The organism is Streptomyces sp. NPDC021100 (genome assembly GCF_044333095.1).
Taxonomy (GTDB): Bacteria; Actinomycetota; Actinomycetes; order Streptomycetales; family Streptomycetaceae; genus Streptomyces.
Genome location: NZ_JBIRQH010000014.1, coordinates 169,524 through 185,561, shown reverse-complemented (window position 1 = coordinate 185,561; position 16,038 = coordinate 169,524). Strand labels below are relative to the sequence as shown.

Sequence of the window (16,038 nt, the reverse complement as noted above, 5' to 3'; positions counted from 1 at the left end):
ATCAGCCTCTCCGCCATGTCAGCCTCTCAGAAGTCCCAGTCGTCATCGGCCGTGTCCTCCGCCTTGCCCATGACGTAAGAGGAGCCGGAGCCGGAGAAGAAGTCGTGGTTCTCGTCCGCGCCCGGTGACAGGGCTGCCAGGATCTCCGGGTTCACCTCGGTCTCGTCCGCTCCGAAGCGGGCCGGGTACCCCAGGTTCATCAGTGCTTTGTTCGCGTTGTAGCGGACGAAGACGGCCACGTCGTCCATCAGCCCGAGCGGCTCGTACAGCTCACCCGAGTACCGCAGCTCCAGCCGGTACAGCTCGTCCAGCAGCTCGTACGTGAACGCCCGCATCTCCTCCCGCCCGGCCTCGTCGAGCTTCTCCAGGCCACGCTGGTACTTGTAGCCGGAGTAGTAGCCGTGCACGGCCTTGTCGCGCAGGATCAGGCGGATCATGTCGGCGGTGTTGGTGAGCAGTGCGTGGGTGGAGAAGTGCAGCGGCAGGTAGAAGCCGGCATACAGCAGCAGCGACGACAGCAGCGTGGAGGCGACCTTCCGCTTCAACGGGTCGTCGCCGTAGTAATGCGCCAGGACCGCCTTGCAGCGGCGCTGGAGGACGTCGTTGCCCACCGCCCAGCGGTAGGCGTCGTCGATCTCCGGTGTGGTGGAGAGCGTCGAGAACACCGAGGAGTAGCTGCGGGCGTGCACGGCCTGCATGAAGGCGATGTTGGTGTAGACGGCCTCTTCGTGCTCGGTACGGGCGTCCTGGATCTGGACGATCTCGCCGACCGTGGCCTGCACGGTGTCGAGCATGGTCAGGCCGGTGAACACGCGCATGGTGAGCGTACGTTCCTCGGCGGTGAGCCGCTGCTGCCAGGCGTTCACGTCGTTGGAGAGCGGGACCTTCTCGGGAAGCCAGAAGTTGGCGGTGAGCCGGTTCCACACCTCCAGGTCCTTCTCGTCGGTGACGCGGTTCCAGTTGACCGGACGCAACCGGGCGGCCGGGTCGTGGCGGTAGGCGGGAGGGGTGACCGAGGTTTCGGTCATGGGGGCGGCGGGGGCGGTGGTCATCGTCGGTGCCTCGGTGTCGCGGAAGGGGGCGGGGGCGGGGGCGGTCACAGGGTGCAGGACAGGCAGTTCTCGATCTCGGTGCCCTCCAGCGCTTCCTGGCGCAGCCGGATGTAGTAGAGCGTCTTGACGCCCTTACGCCAGGCGTGGATCTGCGCTTTGTTCAGATCGCGGGTGGTGGCCGTGTCCCGGAAGAAGAGCGTGCAGCTCAGGCCCTGGTCGACGTGCTGGGTGGCCGCCGCGTAGGTGTCGATGATCTTCTCGTAGCCGATCTCGTACGCGTCCTGGAAGTACTCCAGGTTGTCGTTGTCCAGGTGCGGCGCCGGGTAGTAGACGCGGCCGAGCTTGCCCTCCTTGCGGATCTCCACCTTCGAGGCGATCGGGTGGATGGAGGCGGTGGAGTCGTTGATGTAGCTGATGGAACCGGTCGGGGGAACCGCCTGGAGGTACTGGTTGTAGATGCCGTGCTCCCGCACGGACCGCTTCAGTTCACGCCAGTCCGCCTGCGTGGGCAGGGTGATCCCCGCGTCGGCGAACAGCTCGCGCACCCGCCGGGTGGCCGGCTCCCAGGCCCGCTCGGTGTACTTGTCGAAGTAGGAGCCGTCCGCGTAGGCGGTCTCCTCGAAGCCGTCGAAGGCCCTGCCGCGTTCCATCGCGATCCGGTTCGAGGCACGCAGCGCGTAGTAGGTGACGGCGTAGAAGTACAGGTTCGTGAAATCGACGCCCTCCTCGCTGCCGTAGTGGATGCGCTGCGAGGCCAGGTAGCCGTGCAGGTTCATCTGGCCGAGGCCGATGGAGTGCGAGAGGTCGTTGCCGCGCGCGACGGACGGCACCGCGTCGATGTGCGACTGGTCGGAGACGGAGGTCAGTCCGCGCACGGCCGTCTCGACGGTCGCGCCGAGGTCGGGTGAGGCCATGGCGGCGGCGATGTTCAGCGAGCCCAGGTTGCAGGAGATGTCCCGGCCGACCGTCTCGTAGCCCAGCGAGGCGTCGTAGGTGCTGGGCGTGTTGACCTGGAGGATCTCCGAGCAGAGGTTGGACATGTTGATCCAGCCCGGGATCGGGTTCGCCCGGTTCACCGTGTCCTCGAACAGCAGGTACGGGTAACCGGACTCGAACTGTAGCTCCGCGACCGTCTTGAAGAATTCCCGCGCGCTCAGCGCGGTCTTCCGGATGCGGGGGTTGGCGACCATGGCGTCGTAGTGCTCGCTGACGGACAGGTCGGACAGCGGCCTGCCGTACTCGCGCTCCACGTCGTACGGCGAGAACAGGTGCATGTCCTCGTTCCGCTTGGCCAGTTCGAAGGTGATGTCGGGTACGACCACACCCAGGGACAGCGTCTTGATGCGGACCTTCTCGTCCGCGTTCTCCCGCTTCGTGTCCAGGAACCGCATGATGTCCGGGTGGTGCGCGTGCAGGTAGACCGCGCCCGCCCCCTGCCGCGCGCCGAGCTGGTTGGCGTACGAGAATGAGTCCTCCAGGAGCTTCATCACCGGGACGACTCCGGACGACTGGTTCTCGATCTTCTTGATCGGGGCACCCTGCTCCCGCAGGTTCGTCAGCAGCAGCGCCACGCCGCCGCCCCGCTTCGACAGCTGGAGGGCGGAGTTGACGCCGCGGCCGATGGACTCCAGGTTGTCCTCGACCCGGAGGAGGAAGCAGGAGACCAGCTCTCCGCGCTGGGCCTTGCCCGCGTTGAGGAAGGTCGGGGTGGCCGGCTGGAAGCGGCCGGTCATCATCTCGTCCACCAGCCGGGAGGCCAGCGCCTCGTCACCGGCGCCGAGGAACAGGGCGGTGGCGACGACCCGGTCCTCGTACCGCTCCAGGTAGCGGGAACCGTCGAAGGTCTTGAGCGAGTACGACGTGTAGTACTTGAACGCACCGAGGAAGGTGCGGAAGCGGTGCTCGTGGGCGTACGCCCGCCGGTACAGGTCCTCCAGGAACTCCCACCGGTAGCACCGGATCGGCGCCTCCTCGTAGTAGTCGTTCCCGATGAGGTAGTCGATCTTCTCCTTCAGCGACCCGAACACCACCGTGTTCGGGTTGACGTGCTGGAGGAAGTACTGGCGGACGGCCTCTCGGTCCTTGTCGAACTGGATGCGGCCGTCGCAGTCGTACATGTTCAGCATGGCGTTCAGCGCGTGGTAGTCCTTGCGCGTGCCGACCGACTCGCGCCGGCCCGCGAGCGCCGTGACCGGTGTGACGAGGGTGTTCATGCCGCCTGCCGCTCCGCCGTCGACGAGTATCGTGTCCAAAATTCCCGCAACCCTTCCCTTACGGCGCGGACGTCGCGGTCTGTGCCCAGCAGTTCGAATCGGTACAGCTCCGGGACCCTGCACTTCGCCGAGATCACCCGGCCGGCCAGGCAGTAGTCGGCCCCGAAGTTGGTGTTGCCGGAGGCGATGACCCCGCGCAGCAGCACCCGGTTGGCCTCGACGTTCAGGAAGCGGATTACCTGCCTGGGGACCGCGCCGGCCCGTTCGCCACCCCCGTAGGTCGGCGTGATCAGCACATACGGCTCGGTCACCTCGGGCATGCCCGTACGGCGCGGATGCAGGGGAATGCGTGTGGCCGGCAGGCCCAGCTTCTCCACGAAACGCCTGGTGTTCTCCGAGACGCTGGAGAAATACACGAGACCGCTCATCGTTCGCCGCCTCCTCTCGCTCGTTCCCGTCTTCGCCCGAGGGCCGGGAGGGGAGGAACGGCGGGGCGCGTACGGCGGGAGACCGGGTGGCGGGAAAACCGATACGCCTCACCCGGGGCCGTGCGTCTGCCACCTGGCCCTCCCTCGGGGCCTCGGAGCGCGCACACCGCTGTCCGGCGTGCGCACCGGTGGCAGGTCTTCGGACTCACGGGCGCGTCTCGTGTCGTACGAGGCTCCTACTGGCCGTCGCTTCCCAGACCCCGTTCTTGGGCCCAGTGCGTATGACGGCGGTCGTTCCCGCTCACCGCTGCGGGGCAGTCCCGGATTCCCACCGGGTTCCCTCTTGCGACGCCAAACACAAAGATGCCCGGCGAACCACCAGCACCGCCAACACTACATCTAGGAATCCAGCGACCGCACACATCCCAGATGTTGTGTCGCGCCCGAAACTTAGGTATACCTAAGTCCTGCCATTGGCCAGAGGGCGGCGGGATCTCCTGTGGGCCGGTTCGCCGTTCCACGCCCGCCATGGCAGACCGGAAGCGGAACGCAGAGAGGGCGGGAAGCGCCGCACCCGCGCTTCCCGCCCCTCCCCCGCGCCCCTGCCAAGGCCCTCACCCCGGCGGTCGTGCGGTTCCCTCAGCCCGTGCCCCGAGCCGCTCGACCGTGGCCGTAGATGTGGAACCCCCGGCCGGCCTTCCGGCCCAGCAGCCCTGCCTCCACCATCCGTTGGAGCAGCGGCGGTGGCGCGTAAAGGGGTTCGCGGAACTCGTCGTAGAGCGACTCCGCGATGGAGACGACGGTGTCCAGGCCGATCAGGTCGGCGAGTTTGAGCGGGCCCATGGGGTGGGCGCAACCGAGCTCCATGCCCGTGTCGATGTCCTGTGCGGTGGCGAAGCCGGACTCCGCCATGCGAACGGCGGCGAGGACATACGGGATGAGCAGGGCGTTGACGACGAAGCCCGCCCGATCCTGGGAGCGGATCACCGTCTTGCCGAGCGTACGGGCCGCGAAGTCCTCGGCCAGGGCGGTCGTCTCGGCCGAGGTGTGCAGCGAGGTCACCACCTCGACCAGCGGCAGCACCGGCACGGGGTTGAAGAAGTGCAGGCCGATCACCCGGTCGGCGCGGGTGGTCGCCATGCCGAGCCGCATGACGGGCAGGGAGGAGGTGTTCGTGGCGAGGACCGCCGCCGGGTCCTCGACGGTCTTGTCAAGGGCGGCGAAGATCTCGGCCTTGGCGTCCGGGTTCTCGACGACGGCCTCGACGACGAGCTGCCGGTCGGCGAGGTCGCCCAGGCTGCCGGTGAAGACGAGCCGGTCCAGAGCGGCGTCGGCGGCCTCGCGGATCAGCTTGCCCCGTCGTACGGCGCGGTCCAGGGAGGCGGCCACGCGGTCCCGGGCGGCGCGGGCGGCGACCGCGTCCACCTCGCACACCACGGTGTCCAGCCCGGCCCTCGCACACACCTCGGCGATCCCCGCGCCCATCTGCCCGCCGCCGACCACGCCGACGCGGGCGATGCCCGCGCTCACGCCCGCTCCGCCGGGCGGCGCACGAGGTGGCGGGTGTAGGCGTCCGGGGTGAAGAACAGGGGCAACTCGCCTGTCATCGCCGTGCGTTCGAAGAGTGCGCGGATGTCGTCGACGGGTGCCCACGGGTAGTCGGCGCCCAGCGCGGCGACCTCGTCGTCGAGCAGCTCCGTCACGGTCTCCCGGTCGATCACCCGGTGCCGTAGCCACTGCCAGATCTGCACCCGGGCGATCTCGGCGGTGGCCGCGTCCTCCATCAGCCCGTCGAGTGCGACCGCTCCCTGGCCCCGCAGCCAGGCGGCGTAGTACCGCAGGGTGACGGAGATGTTGGTGCGCACCCCTTCAGGGGTGGGCGGCCCGCCGATCCGGCGGACGGACAGCAGGTCGGCCGCGGTCACCTCGACGTCGTCACGCGTGCGGTCGAGCTGGTGGGGGCGTTCGCCGAGGACGTTGTCGAAGGCGTCGCGGCAGACGGGGACGAGCGCGGGGTGGGCCACCCAGGACCCGTCGAACCCGTCCTCCGCCTCGCGCTCCTTGTCCAGGCGGACCTTGGCGAACGCGGCCTCGTTCACGGCCGGGTCCTTGCCGGGGACCTGGGCGGCCATGCCACCGATGGCGTGGGCGCCGCGCTTGTGGCAGGTGCGGACGAGGAGTTCGGTGTAGGCCCGCATGAAGGGCGCGGTCATCGTCACCTTCGCGCGGTCGGGAAGGAGGAAGTCGGTGCGGTGGCCGAAGGTCTTGATCAGGCTGAACAGGTAGTCCCAGCGGCCCGCGTTCAACCCGGCGCTGTGCTCGCGCAGTTCGTGGAGGATCTCCTCCATCTCGAACGCGGCGGTGATCGTCTCGATGAGAACGGTGGCGCGGACCGTACCACGAGGGATGCCCAGCAGCTCCTGGGCGAGCAGGAAGACGTCGTTCCACAGCCGGGCCTCGTAGTGGTTCTCCAGCTTGGGGAGGTAGAAGTACGGGCCGTGGCCGGCGTCGATCTGCCGCTGGGCGCAGTGGAAGAAGTAGAGGCCGAAGTCGACGAGCGCGGCGGGCACCGGGCGGCCGTCGTACTCCAGGTGCTCCTCGTCCAGGTGCCAGCCGCGGGGGCGGACCATGATGGTGGCGAGACGTTCGCCGAGCCGGTATTCCTTGCCCTCGGGCGTGGTGAAGTCGATGCGGCGCTCGATGGCGTCGAGCAGGGTGAGCTGTCCGCCGACCAGGTTGTCCCACAGGGGCGCGCTGGCGTCCTCGAAGTCCGCCATCCACACGTGGGCGCCTGAGTTGAGCGCGTTGACGGCCATCCGGCGGTCGGGCGGACCGGTGATCTCCACGCGGCGGTCGGTCAGCCCGGGGGCGGGCGGTGCGACGCGCCAGCCCGGGTCGGTGCGGACGGCCGAGGTGACCACGGGGAAGTCGAGAGGCGAGCCCGACGCCAGTCGCAGCATCCGGCGGCGGCGTTCCTTCATCAGATCCTGTCGGCGCGATGCGAACGCCTCGACGAGCCGGCCGACGAAGTCCAGGGCGGCGGGGGTGAGGATCTCGTCGTGCCGATGGCCGGGCGCGGCCAGGACACGGACCTTCCGGGTGAGTGCGGTGGTGGTCATCGGGCTCTCCTGAGGGGTCGGAGCGGAGGAGGACGGAGACGGTTCGCCCCCCTCCGCCGGCTGGGGGCCGGCCGGTCCGCGGGATCCGGCTCGGCGGCCTAGTGGAACTGCTCTTCCTCCGTGGACCCGGTCAGGGCGGTGGTGGAGGACGCGGGGTTGACGGCGGTGGAGACCAGGTCGAAGTAGCCGGTGCCGACCTCGCGCTGGTGCCTGACGGCGGTGAAGCCCTGCGCCTGGGCGGCGAACTCCCGCTCCTGGAGGTCGACGTAGGCGGTCATGCCGTGTTCGGCGTAGCCGCGGGCGAGGTCGAACATGCCGTGGTTGAGGGAGTGGAAGCCCGCCAGGGTGATGAACTGGAAGCGGTAGCCCATCGCGCCCAGCTCCCGTTGGAACTTGGCGATCCGGTCGTCGTCCAGGGCCGCCTTCCAGTTGAAGGACGGCGAGCAGTTGTAGGCGAGCATCTTGCCCGGGTACCGGGCGTGGATGGCCTCGGCGAACTCCCGGGCCTGCTCCAGGTCGGGGGTGCCGGTCTCGACCCAGATCAGGTCGGCGTAGGGGGCGTACGCCAGGCCGCGGGCGATCACCGGCGCCATGCCGTTGCGCACCCGGTAGAAGCCCTCGGCGGTGCGCTCTCCGGTGACGAACTCGGCGTCGCGCTCGTCGACATCGGTTGTCAGCAGGGTGGCGGCGAGCGCGTCCGTGCGGGCGATGATCAGGGTGGGCACGTCGGCGATGTCGGCGGCGAGGCGGGCCGCGTTCAGGGTGCGGACGTGCTGCGAGGTCGGGACGAGGACCTTGCCGCCGAGGTGGCCGCACTTCTTCTCGGAGGCGAGCTGGTCCTCGTAGTGGATGCCCGCGGCACCGGCGGCGATCATCGCCTTGGTCAGCTCGAACGCGTTGAGTGGCCCGCCGAATCCGGCCTCCGCGTCCGCGACGATCGGCGCGAGCCAGTCGGTGGTGTCGCCGGCGTTCTCGGCGGTGGCGATCTGGTCGGCGCGCAGCAGCGCGTTGTTGATCCGCCGCACCACCTGGGGCACCGAGTTGGCCGGGTACAGGCTCTGGTCCGGGTAGGTGTGGCCGGCCTGGTTGGCGTCGGCGGCCACCTGCCAGCCGGACAGGTAGATGGCCTGCAGGCCGGCCTTGACCTGCTGGACGGCCTGACCGCCGGTGAGCGCGCCGAGCGCGTGGATGTAGTCCTGCTCGTGCAACTGGCGCCAGAGGCGCTCGGCGCCGCGCCGGGCCAGGGTGTGCTCTTCGCGGACGCTGCCGGACAGGCGGATCACCTCGTCGGCGCTGTAGGTGCGCTCGATGCCCTGCCACCGGGGGTCGGTGGACCAGCGGCGTGTCAGGTCCTCGGCCGCCAGTGCCCTCGCTTCTGCCATGACTGTCACCGTCTCCTCGGTTCTGTGCCGGCTGCCAACCCCTGTAGCCCGTAGGAACAGAGGTGGCACTGCATGTCGTATCGCTGGGATATGCGGCCCGCCACCGCCGGGAGCGGGGCTGAGCAACGTTGCCGGTGCGGGCCTCTTCCGACGCCGGAGTCATCGACGCCAGGACAGAGTTGGAGCTCCGGTACCGGGCCTCGCACGCCGGGTCCGGCGGGCCGCACCACGACTCTGACACTGGCACTGAGTGCCATCAACCGGGGATGTATGCCAACCTTTGCAAATCTTCCTGCCGAATTTTGCCAACCTTGCGAAGCCTTGAGGGGTGGGTTGTTCCCCTAGGCTGACCGGATCGGGTTCCCTGCCGGGAGGAGCGGTTCGGTGAGCAAGACGTACGCGGGTGCGCGGCTGAAGCGGCTGCGGGAGGAACGCCGGATGAGCCAGGCGGATCTCGCCCGGGTACTGGGGATCTCCGCGAGTTACCTCAACCAGATGGAGCACGACTCCCGGCCGCTGACCGTGCCCGTGCTGCTCAGGCTGACCGAGGCGTTCGGAGTGGACCCCGGGTTCTTCTCGGAACGGGACACGACACGACTGATGGCCGACCTTCGAGAGGCGCTCGCCGGGGAGATCGCCGAGTCCCGGGTGTCCGCCGCCGATCTCCACGACCTGGCCGCCCGGCTCCCTGGGGTCGCCCAGGTGCTGCTCGAACTCGGCCGTCGCAACCAGCAGCTCTCCGAGCGCCTCGCCGGGGCGGCGGACAGCCGGGACCGGGGCCGGGGTCAGGGTGGGGCAACCACCTCCACACCCCACGAGGAGATCCGCGACTTCTTCTACCGCCGCCAGAACTACCTCCACGACACCGACCTCGCGGCCGAACGCCTGGCCGGCGAGATGGGCATCAGACCCGGAGAAGTGGTCAGGGCCCTCACCGCGAGACTCGCCACGGCACACGGCGTTCACCTGGCCACGGAGCCCGGCGCGCGACTGCACCGCTACGACGGCGGAAGCCGCACCCTTCACCTGTCCGCGCGGCTACGGCCCGGCCAGCGCGCGTTCCGCATGGCGACCCAACTCGCCCTGCTCGAATACGGCGAGGGGATCGACCGGCTGGCCGGCGAGGACTTCCCGCCCGGATCGACACCCCACGCCCTCGCCCGGATCGGCGTCGCCAACTACTTCGCCGCCGCCCTTGTCCTGCCCTACGCCGCCTTTCACGCGGCGGCCGAGGAAGCGCGCTACGACATCGAACGCCTCACCGACCACTTCGGTCTCGGCTACGAGACCATCTGCCATCGACTGAGCACCTTGCAGCGGCCGAGGCTGCGCGGAGTGCCCTTCTCCTTCGTACGCGTCGACCGCGCCGGGAATCTGTCCAAACGCCAGTCCGCGACCGGCTTCCACTTCTCCCGGGCCGGCGGCACCTGCCCCCTGTGGAACGTCTACGAGGCACTGGCCACCCCCGGGCGCATTCACGTCCAGGTCGCCGAAATGCCGGACGGCCAACGGTATTTGTGGACCGCGCGAGCCGTCACCCGAAACCGCGGCGGCTGGGGCGAACCCGGCAAGACGTACGCCATCGGCCTCGGCTGCGAGATCCGTCATGCCCACCGGCTCGTCTACTCCGACGGCCTCGACCTGGCCAATCCCTCCGTCGCCACCCCCATCGGCATGGGGTGCCGGGTCTGTGAACGCCTCGACTGCTCCCAGCGGGCCACACCACCACTCGGCCGTCCGCTGCTCATCGACCAGAACAGCAGCACCTTCGTGCCCTACCCGGTCGGGAACGATCCGGTAGCCGCCGACTGATCGGGCGGCGGTCTCCTCGACGACGTGGCTCGGCACAACGGGACAGGCCCCGGAGGGGCACTCCGGAACACCGCCCTTGGTCGCGTACGCCAGCCGATCGCCGTAGCGCCGCCGGGCGCACGATGGTGCTCGCGCGCCTGCTGTTGCCGCGCGCTCCCGTACGCTCTTGCATAGGCCGGTGACAACACCGGCACCTACTCTCGGGAGGAACGCGCCGCCGCTCTCCTCGACTGGCACCCGCGGTACACCCTCGAAGAGGCCATCCGCGTTTCCCTCGCCTGGTTCGAAAAGCGCGATTCCATCATCGGTACCGACGCATAGGCACAAGGCGCCATGAGCCTCGGCTACCTACCGCCTCTCGACCTGGCGGCCCTCTGACCTGGATGGCCGACGCAGGCGTGCCCCGCACATCTTGCGCGTGGCCGCCGGGCATGGCCCCCCTGCGGACGGCCCGGCGCCACCCGCACCCCGGCCTGCAAGCGCTACCAGCCGCCGGCGAGTCCCTTGTGAGCCACTCCGCAGCGCCCCGCCCTCGCAAAGCCGCTGCCAGCCGGCCTCCATGCCTTGTGAGAAGTCCACAAACGCCCGAATTGCCAAGTGATCTTGGTCCCCAGAGGCACAGGGCCTGATCAGCGGTTTTTCCGGGACGTGGCCCCCAAGTGGTCTCCAAGCGTCTGACGCCCCATCAGGTAGCCGATCGCCAGACCATTAAAAAAAGCCCTCTGACCTGCGTTTTCCCGCAGATCAGAGGGCGTTTTCCCGGTCGGGACGGCGGGATTTGAACCCACGACCCCTTGACCCCCAGTCAAGTACAAGGTCGCCATATCACAGATAACCAGGGCAAATCACCGTGACAGTTCGTTCAGTAACGCGCTGGTTGTCCGTTTACGTGCATGACGTGTGGTCCCCAACTGGTCCCCAGGGTCTCCATCACCTTGGTCGCCTCCCGCAGTTCAGGGTTTGTCAGCTGGCCACAAGGCCACCGCGCGAGCCGAAAGCGGCGCGGCCGATTGCGCACAACGCCTGCCCTGCGGTCGGTGACGCCCTCGTGGTCAAGGCCGCGAACCGGCATGGCACCCGCACGAACAAAGGTGGCGCATGGTGCAAAAATGTGGGCGAAGGGCCGCCGGCCGTGTGAGCATGAGCTCCGGTCACAGCGAGCGACACCCACGTGTACATGCCCCTGTCGACCGTCGTGCACCCCGCCCCCATGGCGGGGGACAGTACAGCGACGGAAGCAGCCGAGGCAACGCGCCTTTATTACGCACGTGCCGACGCTACGACCGTGAACCAGTCGACACCTGCGCCGACACACCGTGGACCGAACGGCCACGAGATCGCCGCACAACTCCAGCGCCCGGTAGGCGGGTACCGAGCCACAGAGTCCCACGGCGAACTGGTCTTCGCCAACATCATGGCCGCCGACCATACGCCCGTCACTGCGCTCAAGCCCTCGATCGCACACTTCGATGACGGGGCCCACAGAAAAAGGCCTCGGCCGACAAGCCCGACCACCATGCGATCGGGCGCTCCCGCGGCGGCCTGAGTACCAAGATCCACCTCGCGGTCGACGGCCGCTGCCGCCCGTTGTGCTTCGTCCTCACGCCCGGCAAGGCCGGCGACGCACCCGCATTCGAGCGCTCATGGCCGCACTGCGCATGCCGAGAGCAATCGGCCGACCGAGCTTCCGGCCCCACACGGTTCTGGCGGACGGTGCCTACTCGTCCCGAACTATCCGAGAGCACCTGCGCAGGCGCAACATCCGGCAGTGATCCCGCAGCCCGCCGACCAGATCGCCCGGCCGCCTTTGCCTCGTGGCTCAGGGGCAGGGACTGCGGGGCAGTTGGCTCAGGAGGGCCAGCAAGGGCTCGTCCCGGCGGTGTTGGTAGGTAGGAGGTCGAAGGGTCGGGGTAGCGGTCTCCGCTATCTTCTGATCGTCGCAAGGCAGTCGGCGCTCATTCAGGAGAGGTCACTTTCTTAGTTTCGGCCTCTATAATTCGCCACAGTTGAATGAGGGGGATTTCGTTCGCGTCTACCGTCTCCGTTTCGCCGCCTTGAGGCATGCAGGCCGCGGATAGATACTGAGGGAGTCCGAGCTCGTTTCGCAGACGACAGAGAACGGCCTGCTCTACGAGGTAGGCATCCTCCCCCGTGGCGATCCGGAAAATTTTAAAAACATCCCACCCATAGCGGCGGTGCACGGCGAGGCGATCAGTTCTGGAAGCGACCCCAGTGATGCCAATTTTATGGGCCCCGAGTTCACGGTGGGTTATCACGTAGAGGATTGCAGGCCCACTGAAGTCAAAATTGGAATTTGAGCAGTAGCGGCAACTGCTCCGACCGCCACGAACGTTACCCAATGTGGGCTTCACTACTCTGCCGCACAAGATGCAGCGGCAACGCCATGGAGTAAGTCGGCCGGGATATTCCTCTAAGGGCTCCAAGCCCGCCTTCCGCATGTCGGCGACGGCGACTGAGGGATGGATTGGCGCTCTCCCTCCACAGTACAGGCAACTGCGCCCGCTGCGAATTTTGCTCCGTGTCGGGTTGACTTCCTTTCCGCAGGTGAGGCAGCGACACCTCCAGGGATAGTTCGCTCCCGTGTATGGTTCGAGAGATTCCAGGCCAGCCTCCCGCATCTCGGCAACGGCAACCTCATGCTCGATCGGAGCGTTCCTTGCACAGTATCGGCAGCCATTCCCTCTACGAATAGTGACCAGCCTGGGCGTAATTTCCTTTCCGCAGGTGAGGCAGCGACACCTCCAGAGATGGTTCGCTCCCGTGTATGGTTCGAGAGGTTCCAGGCCAGCCTCCCGCATCTCGGCAACGGCAACCTCATGCTCGATCGGAGCGTTCCTTGCACAGTATCGGCAGCCACGTCCTCTAAGCACTCCACTCCGCGTCGGGTTGACTTCCTTTCCGCAGGTGAGGCAGCGACACCTCCAGGGATAGTTCGCTCCCGTGTATGGTTCGAGAGGTTCCAGGCCAGCCTCCCGCATCTCCGCAGTAGCGATGTCAGATCCGACTCGGATGTTCCCAGCGCAGTATCGGCAGCCGCTTCCTCTGTTGCGGACATGATTTAGCCTAGGGGCAACGGTGTTTCCGCATGTTGAACACCGCGCTCTCCACGGCTTCTGCGTCCCTGGAAACGGCTCCACGGGCTCCAGTCCGGCTCTGCGCATGTCGGCTACGGCTTGACCTTCAGGGAGGCGCCGCGAGAGGCCCCGTGTTGATTTTCCGCAATGCGAACATCCACCCTGACCGCCACGGATATTGCCGAGCCGGGGGCTGACTTGCTTGTCGCACGTCACGCAACGGCATGGCCAGGGAAGGTTCGTTCGACCCGGGTATGGGACCAGCGGTTCTAACCCGGCCTTCTGCATGTCAGCAAAAGCCTCTAATTCGTCGACCTTTTTACGCAACTTGTCGCCTTCCTGAGGGATATGATTCCACTAAAGAATTACTAGAAGGGTCGCTATTTGGAGCGTGGATGAACATTTTGCCCGACTGGCAGACTCTGAGCCCTGCGCCCCTCAGCCCCCGTTCAGTCGTGCTCGAATCCTCTTCAGGAACGGAAGAGGGTCCCAGAATCCGACGTCTGGAGAATTCCTTGCCTCCGAGACGGCGAGGTGCCGATCCCTGTGCCCGCCACACGGAGGGCACGCTCCTCACCCGCCGCGCCGGTCAGGCGTACGCGCAGGTGGTGGGCATTACAACGCCCTCCATTCCGGCCCGCCGAGCACCATGCACAATGGGTTAAAGTCCCAGTCAGAGCTCGTCGGCTAGGTCGTCCCAGTTCATCTGCTGCAGCACGACACGCGTTGTGGCCAGGAACTGCTGGTGGCGAGCCGGATCGCTCTCCAGCCTCTCCATGACTTGGGCGAGGACGACGGCAGCACGCATAGCTTTGGACTGAGGGTCCTGCGCATTGTGCACATACGGCAATATCTGGGCGTTGAACTCGTCCCACGAGATAGGGAGGTTGCCCTCTCTGTGAAGGTCGATCCACCAGGCACGCGCCGCATCAGCATTGACGAGTACTTCTCTCCTCAGATGGCTGATCCGGTCGACGTCGAGGTGATGTCGCAGCTGTTGCTCTCGACGAGCATCTTCGTACGACTGAGAGCGCGCGCGGTCGTCGGGGGCGAGGCGGAGTGCAATGCTCGCTCTGATCTCCACCGCAGAGCCTTCCGCTGCTGGTCCCCACTCGGACAACCGGAGCGCCAAGGCATTCTGCGCCTCATCGAGCTCCGATGGCATGTACTCGCCCGTGATGTGGCGAGCGATACCGTCGAGTGACTCTCGTGCCACGGAACGCACGATGCCCCGACCCCGTTCTCTCAGCTCGGCGTCGGGGCGGCAGCGCAGTACGCCACTGGCGCTGTAGCGTACGCCGAAGAGTGCTGTGGGCCAGGTGGCGGAGATGCGCAGGCGCATGCTCCGCCGTAGCCCGAAATAGGACATCACTCGGCGGCTTCCTTGTGGCGCTCGTGGTTCCGGATGACCGCTGCTTCGAGGATCTTGCCCCAGAAGGTCTGTTGGAATTCCTCGTCCCTCGCGAAGAAGCGTTTGAGGCTGCTCCGGTAGATCTTGGGCTCGTACACGTCCGCCAGCAGGTCAATCAGCTGATCGTCCGGAAGCTCCCCCTTCTCGGCGTCGGATCCCCACCGGGTCAGCTGTGTGTCCGCGGCCTCCCATGCGTCATCGTCCTTGAGTAACTGTTGCCAGGCCCGTACGAAGCGCGCTCGCCCGTCACGCTCATTCGTCGTGTCGAGCAAGAGCCGTGCCCCCACGGGGCTGGAGGCGAGGGCCAGAAAGGAGACTAAGGCGTGCCGCTTGGGTTGCTGCTCCTCCAGCCAGGTCTTGAGCGCCTTGGCCACTTCAGCCGGGTTGACTTCACTGAGCTTCGCGAAGGCTTCTACCATCGGCTGGGAGGAATACGCGGAATGGGTCGCGGCCCGGGCCAGACGAGTCACAGCAATTGCCGGCTGGCGGAGCGCCAGTTCTCCACCGCAGATCTCCGTGACCAGAGCGACCAGCTCGGCTGGTGGCTTCTTTACAGTCATCCATCGGTACAGCCGGTTCCTGACGTACCTTCCGATCTCAGGGTCCAGGGCTGCGGAGGTGAGGACTTCGACAGCCAGCGAGCGACGGTGCTCGGCGAGGTCTCTTCCGATGCTGTCGATGATGGTGTTGTCGTGTACCTCCGTGGCCAGGTTGAGGAGCGAACTAGCGACGATCCGCGCGTCGTTGTCAGGCAAGCTCTGGTCGGCTGCCACGGCAACGGCCCAGGTGCGCAGCAGTTCCCGCTGGGTCGGGAACTCCTCCCATAGGTGTCGCAGAATCGCTGGCGCCAGGTCGTGCTTGTTTGTGTTGTGGAATACGTGATCACCGTTGGGCGTGAGGTGCGCGGCTTCCAGCCGTCGGCTGGAGGTCGCATCCGAGAGGACGTCCACCGGCTCGCGGGAAAGCTTCAGGTTGTCCAGCAGCATATCGGCCGCTTGGATGACCGACCGTTTCGTCCCGCCGTGCAGCAGTGCGCCAGCCCAGACCATGGAGCGCGTGGCCACGAGCGTGGGCTCCCCGGGCCCCTGTTGCGACGGGCTAAGGAGGGCACCGATGTGCTGGTGCCAGCCCCGGAATTCGTCGACGATGGCGCTCTTGTCATCACCTTCCGCTGCCTCTTGGATGATCCAGGCCAGTCGGCGTGCGTCCTGAGCAGGCGGGTTGGATTCCCAAATACCTTCAAAGGCTCGGTCGTCAAGCCAGCTGATCCTGTGGCTGGCGCCTCGCCGCCGCAGCTCGTGACCGACCAGTGGCTTCGCGTCGGGGGAAGGGAGTCCCATCGTGAACGGTCGCGCTGCTTCCGTCCACGGCCCCTGCCAGCTCTGCGGCGTGGCCAGAACGACGAGGTAGCGATTCGCGACCCTGCCAGTCTCTCCGTAATCGCGCAGCGCGTCACCGAAACGCTGGCCGGGAGGTTCAGGCATCTCTGAGAGGTCCAGGAGATACCTGTGGCCTGGACCGACCGG

The 16,038-nt window shown here is 67.1% G+C and carries 9 protein-coding genes, 1 pseudogene and 1 riboswitch; of the genes and pseudogenes, 2 read left to right on the top strand and 8 right to left on the bottom strand.

Going from position 1 to position 16,038, the window contains the following annotated elements; translation table 11 throughout:
* Window positions 1–26 precede the first annotated feature (26 nt).
* From nrdF to aceA, 6 genes are all read right to left on the bottom strand, one after another.
* The gene (gene nrdF, locus ACH4PU_RS24295) at window positions 27–1,052 is read right to left on the bottom strand and encodes a class 1b ribonucleoside-diphosphate reductase subunit beta (RefSeq protein ID WP_398275827.1); all 1,026 of its coding nucleotides are present in this window, start codon (window positions 1,050–1,052) and stop codon (window positions 27–29) included.
* 44 nt (window positions 1,053–1,096) lie between these two features.
* The gene (gene nrdE, locus ACH4PU_RS24290; RefSeq protein ID WP_398275726.1) at window positions 1,097–3,265 is read right to left on the bottom strand and encodes a class 1b ribonucleoside-diphosphate reductase subunit alpha; all 2,169 of its coding nucleotides are present in this window, start codon (window positions 3,263–3,265) and stop codon (window positions 1,097–1,099) included.
* The gene (nrdI, locus tag ACH4PU_RS24285) at window positions 3,262–3,693 is read right to left on the bottom strand and encodes a class Ib ribonucleoside-diphosphate reductase assembly flavoprotein NrdI (RefSeq protein ID WP_398275723.1); all 432 of its coding nucleotides are present in this window, start codon (window positions 3,691–3,693) and stop codon (window positions 3,262–3,264) included. Before nrdI ends, nrdE begins: the two co-directional genes overlap by 4 nt.
* 172 nt (window positions 3,694–3,865) lie before the next feature.
* Window positions 3,866–4,088, bottom strand: a riboswitch (cobalamin riboswitch).
* A 244-nt stretch (window positions 4,089–4,332) separates the two neighbouring features.
* Entirely contained in the window at window positions 4,333–5,223 is an 891-nt protein-coding gene (locus ACH4PU_RS24280; RefSeq protein ID WP_398275720.1) for a 3-hydroxybutyryl-CoA dehydrogenase, read from the bottom strand.
* Window positions 5,220–6,812, bottom strand: coding sequence for a malate synthase A (aceB, locus tag ACH4PU_RS24275; RefSeq protein WP_398275717.1), 1,593 nt, complete (start codon window positions 6,810–6,812; stop codon window positions 5,220–5,222). Before aceB ends, ACH4PU_RS24280 begins: the two co-directional genes overlap by 4 nt.
* A 98-nt stretch (window positions 6,813–6,910) precedes the next feature.
* Window positions 6,911–8,194 carry an isocitrate lyase gene (gene aceA / locus ACH4PU_RS24270; protein WP_398275714.1) on the bottom strand — a complete coding sequence of 428 codons (1,284 nt, stop codon included), beginning with the start codon at window positions 8,192–8,194 and terminating at the stop codon, window positions 6,911–6,913.
* Between the two features lie 384 nt (window positions 8,195–8,578).
* On the opposite strand from aceA, the gene ACH4PU_RS24265 reads away from it, so the two are divergent.
* Both ACH4PU_RS24265 and ACH4PU_RS24260 read left to right on the top strand, forming a co-directional pair.
* Complete coding sequence (locus ACH4PU_RS24265; RefSeq protein ID WP_398275711.1) at window positions 8,579–10,006, top strand: short-chain fatty acyl-CoA regulator family protein; 1,428 nt, start codon at window positions 8,579–8,581, stop codon at window positions 10,004–10,006.
* Between the two features lie 1,518 nt (window positions 10,007–11,524).
* Window positions 11,525–11,837 (top strand): annotated as a pseudogene (locus tag ACH4PU_RS24260) (transposase); the annotation flags it as partial.
* A 1,937-nt stretch (window positions 11,838–13,774) separates the two neighbouring features.
* On the opposite strand, the gene ACH4PU_RS24255 reads toward ACH4PU_RS24260, so the two are convergent.
* Window positions 13,775–14,473: a hypothetical protein gene (locus ACH4PU_RS24255; protein ID WP_398275708.1), complete on the bottom strand. Its 699-nt coding sequence runs from the start codon at window positions 14,471–14,473 to the stop codon at window positions 13,775–13,777.
* Window positions 14,470–15,996: a hypothetical protein gene (locus ACH4PU_RS24250; RefSeq protein WP_398275705.1), complete on the bottom strand. Its 1,527-nt coding sequence runs from the start codon at window positions 15,994–15,996 to the stop codon at window positions 14,470–14,472. Before ACH4PU_RS24250 ends, ACH4PU_RS24255 begins: the two co-directional genes overlap by 4 nt.
* Window positions 15,997–16,038: the final 42 nt, after the last annotated feature.